Annotated in this window: 3 protein-coding genes; 2 read left to right on the forward strand and 1 reads right to left on the reverse strand. The window is 73.2% G+C overall.

All coding sequences use genetic code 11. The features are described 5' to 3' along the window. Positions 1 to 127: 127 nt before the first annotated feature. Positions 128 to 1,204, forward strand: coding sequence for a protein phosphatase 2C domain-containing protein (locus ADL01_RS18485; protein ID WP_078960601.1), 1,077 nt, complete (start codon positions 128 to 130; stop codon positions 1,202 to 1,204). 36 nt (positions 1,205 to 1,240) lie between these two features. On the opposite strand, the gene ADL01_RS18490 is transcribed toward ADL01_RS18485, so the two are convergent. Beyond that, positions 1,241 to 2,464, reverse strand: coding sequence for a helix-turn-helix domain-containing protein (locus tag ADL01_RS18490; protein ID WP_053743114.1), 1,224 nt, complete (start codon positions 2,462 to 2,464; stop codon positions 1,241 to 1,243). Positions 2,465 to 2,723: 259 nt separating this feature from the next. Between ADL01_RS18490 and ADL01_RS18495 the strand changes: the two genes are divergently transcribed. Beyond that, positions 2,724 to 3,410: a hypothetical protein gene (locus tag ADL01_RS18495; protein WP_053743115.1), complete on the forward strand. Its 687-nt coding sequence runs from the start codon at positions 2,724 to 2,726 to the stop codon at positions 3,408 to 3,410. Positions 3,411 to 3,498: the final 88 nt, after the last annotated feature.

Consider the following 3,498-nt stretch of genomic DNA (forward strand, 5'->3'; position numbering starts at 1 on the left):
GGGTTTTGCGGCCGGAGGGGCCGGGCCGGGCCGGGGGGTCCCGGGGGCCCCCCCCCGTGCCGTCTGGCCGTGCCCGCCGGTCGAGCCCCCGCGTGACGCCCCGCCCGCTCAGAACGGCCTCCCTCCCTTGCGGACACCCACCCGCCGGGACCTCCCCGCCCTCCCGACGGAGGCGCCGAAGAGCCCCGTAGCCCCGGGGTTCGCCTCCTCCGTCATCGACGTCGACGGGCCTCCCAGCACCGTCGACCACGTCGGCTCCGGCCCGCCCACCTACGCGCCCGAACCCACCGCCCTCCCGCCCGCCGACCCCGACGACCTCGCGGACCTCGTCGCCGACACCGTGCTCGACGGGGCGCACTACGGTGCCTCCACGCTCCGGGCGGTCTCCCTGCGCGGGGACTCCGCACGCTTCAGGGGGGAACCCCGCCGCGACTCCCTCCTCACCGCCCGCTTCGGAACGGGCGACCACGCGCTCGTCCTCATCGCCATGGCGACCGGCGCCCGTGCCACGCCGGGCGCGCACCGGGCCGCCGCCGAGGCGTGCCAGTGGATCGGGCGGGCGGTGGGGCGCAGCCATGTACGGCTCGCCGAGGACCTCCGGGCCGCCCGACGAGGCGAGCTCAAGTCGGGGCTGCACCGGCTCACCGACCGCAGCCTCGGCAAACTCCGGGCGAGCGCCGCCGAGCAGGGCGTCGCACCCGAGGAGTACACGGCGGGCCTGCGCTGCCTGCTGCTCCCCGCCGACCCCGACTGCCGTACGCGCGTCTTCTTCGGCGTCGGCGCCGGGGGACTGTTCCGGCTCCGGGACGGCGAGTGGCAGGACATCGAACCGAGGGTCGCGGAGATCCCGGCCGGTGAGCCGGTCGTCGGGTTCGGTTCGCCGCCCCACGAGACCCCGGACGGGGACCGGCTCACCATGGATCTCGGGATCACGACACCCCCGAGCCCGTACGAGCCCGCCCCCGAACCGCCCCGGGAGCCCTTCCGTTTCCGCGCCTCCGTCGCCCGCCGCGGGGACACGCTCCTGCTGTGCACCGGCGGTCTCGCCGATCCGTTGCGCGGCGAGCCCGAGCTGTGCGAATACCTCACGCAGCGGTGGTCCGGCGGCACCCCGCCCGGCCTCGCGGCGTTCCTCGCGGACACCCAGGTACGGGTCAAGGGCTACGCGGACGACCGTACGGCCGCCGCGGTCTGGGAGACGTGACCGGGTGTCACATGAGGTGGTGGAAGGGGCTGCTGCTCAGTCCGTGCGCGGAATCCACTCGCGCATCGAGTACACGTAGCGGGGCAGCCCCTTGATGGCGCTGGTCCGGAACGGGCGTCCGGCGTCGTCGACGCGGACGGTGCCGGCGCGACCCTGGGAGGACCAGTCGAGCTCCAGGTACCAGCGGCAGTCGCAGGTCACCGTCCGGGCGTTGACCAGCAGTACCTCCGGCTCCTGGGCGGAGACACGGTAGGGGAAGCGCACCGCGGGGATCGGCGTGTCCACGTCGGCGCCGGCGGTCGAGCGGGCGATGGGCCGCTCCTTGTCGAGGTCGACGGAGAACGACCGGGGAGTGATCGAGCCGCCGCAGCCCATGTCCATGGAGTAGGCGGTGCCCTTGGCGGGAGCGCTCCGCCCGACCACCCGGACCCGAAGCGCCTCCAGGACCACCGCGGTCGACGTCCGACCCTGCACCGAGATCTCGACGTTGGTGTCGCCGCCGTGCACCGCGTGCTGGGTCGCCGCCCAAGGGCCGGCGTCCTGCGCGGCGGGCGGCGGAGGGACCTGCTTCGGAGACTTGGCGATGACGTAGTCGTGGCCGCAACCCAACGTCCAGGCCTGGGAGTTGGCGGTCCAGGCGATCGGCGCCGGGGAAGCCCCGGCAGAAGTCGGCGCCGGGGAGGACGACCGGGCTGGGGGCGCCTTGGACGGGGAGTGGTCGGCGGACAGGGCCGACAGGCTGCCCAGTGTTCCCACGGTGGCCACGAGCGTGCCGGCCACGGCCAGGGGGACCGCGATCCGACGGTGGCGGTACCAGGGACGGCGGCCGGTGGGACGGTCGGCGGGGGTGGGCTCGCCCGGCGCGGCGGGCACTGACGGGGCGTCGCCCGCATCGGACGTACCCGCATCGGACGTTCCCGGTTCGGACGTACCCGGTCCGGCGTATGTGTCCGCCTCCACTGTGTCCGCCTCCTCGGGCGTGCCCGGGTCCGCCGACGTACGCGTCCGCTGTCGCGCCGCGACCGCCAGCATCCACCGGCGGTGCAGTTCCACGCGTTCCTGCGGCGACGCTCCGCACAGCGCGGCGAACCGTTCCACCGGGGCGAAGTCCAGGGGGACCGTGTCGCCGGAGCAGTAGCGGTGCAGGGTGGACGTGTTCATGGCCAGGCGGCGGGCCAGTGAGCCGTAACTGCGGTCCGTACGCCCCTTCAGCAGCGTCAGCAGCGCCGCGAACTCCACCACGTCCTCGTGCGTCGACACGCCTTCCCCCGTCCTCGTCCGGTCCTTCGCATCCTGGGAACGTCATCCCAGGCACCCCATATACCTGCACGTCAGAGGGGATGGGATGGTTCCACCGTCGCGGATCGCGTGTCGCCGGTTGCGGTTGCCCCGGGTGGCGGCCGATGCTTTGGAGGTCGCACCGACCGCAGCCGGACCGACCAACCGGCGCGGCGACATCCGACAGCACCCACTCATGCGAATCCGTGCACAGTCGTGCACCCAGACACGGGGGACACCCATGCCCACTCGCGATGTCCACGCCACCACCGATCACCCCACCATTCGCCCCAGCCGCGCCGCCAGGGCCGGCCTGCTCACCGCGCTGTCCGCACTCACCGCCCTCGCCGCGGCAGCGGCGGGAGTGGCCTTCGCGGCTCCGGCCGGCGCCGCGGCGAAGGCGAGCGCTACGGCCTCGCCCGCCTTCCTCTCTCCCACCGAACTGCCGCCGCACCGCAGTTCCGCCTGGACGGCGGACCGGGTCAAGAAGGGGGTGCCGGACGGGATGGCCTGTGTGGGCGACGCGCTGCCGGGCTACGACTCCCGGTACCGCGAGTTCCGCACCGAACTGGACACCGGCGCCGTCCAGCTCACGATCGTCGCCGCCAGCGACACCAAGGCCAAGGCTCTTGCGGCCCGGCTCAACAAGGAGATCCGCTCCTGCCAGACGCGGATCGAGCAGTCCGACCCCGACGAAGGGGCCGAGCTCAGGGACTACGGCACCCTCCCGGTCGAGGAGGGCGCGCACGTCTACGGACTGCACACCTGGACCTCGTACGGCGCCACCGACATCCATCTCCTGTCGGTCGGCCGGGACGGCCGCGCCGTCACGATCGTGCAGTGGGGCGAGCTGGGCGACTTCGGGAACGCCCCGGTGAAGGCCTTCAAGAAGACGACGACCACAGCGGTCAAGAAGCTCTACCTTTGATCTTGCGCAGTGCTCCCCCGTTCACGGGGGAGGTGAAGCGCATCTCAATACTGCTCTGACCTCGGCTTTGGGCACGGATCTGCACTGT

Source organism: Streptomyces sp. NRRL WC-3618 (genome assembly GCF_001280005.1).
GTDB lineage: Bacteria > Actinomycetota > Actinomycetes > Streptomycetales > Streptomycetaceae > Streptomyces.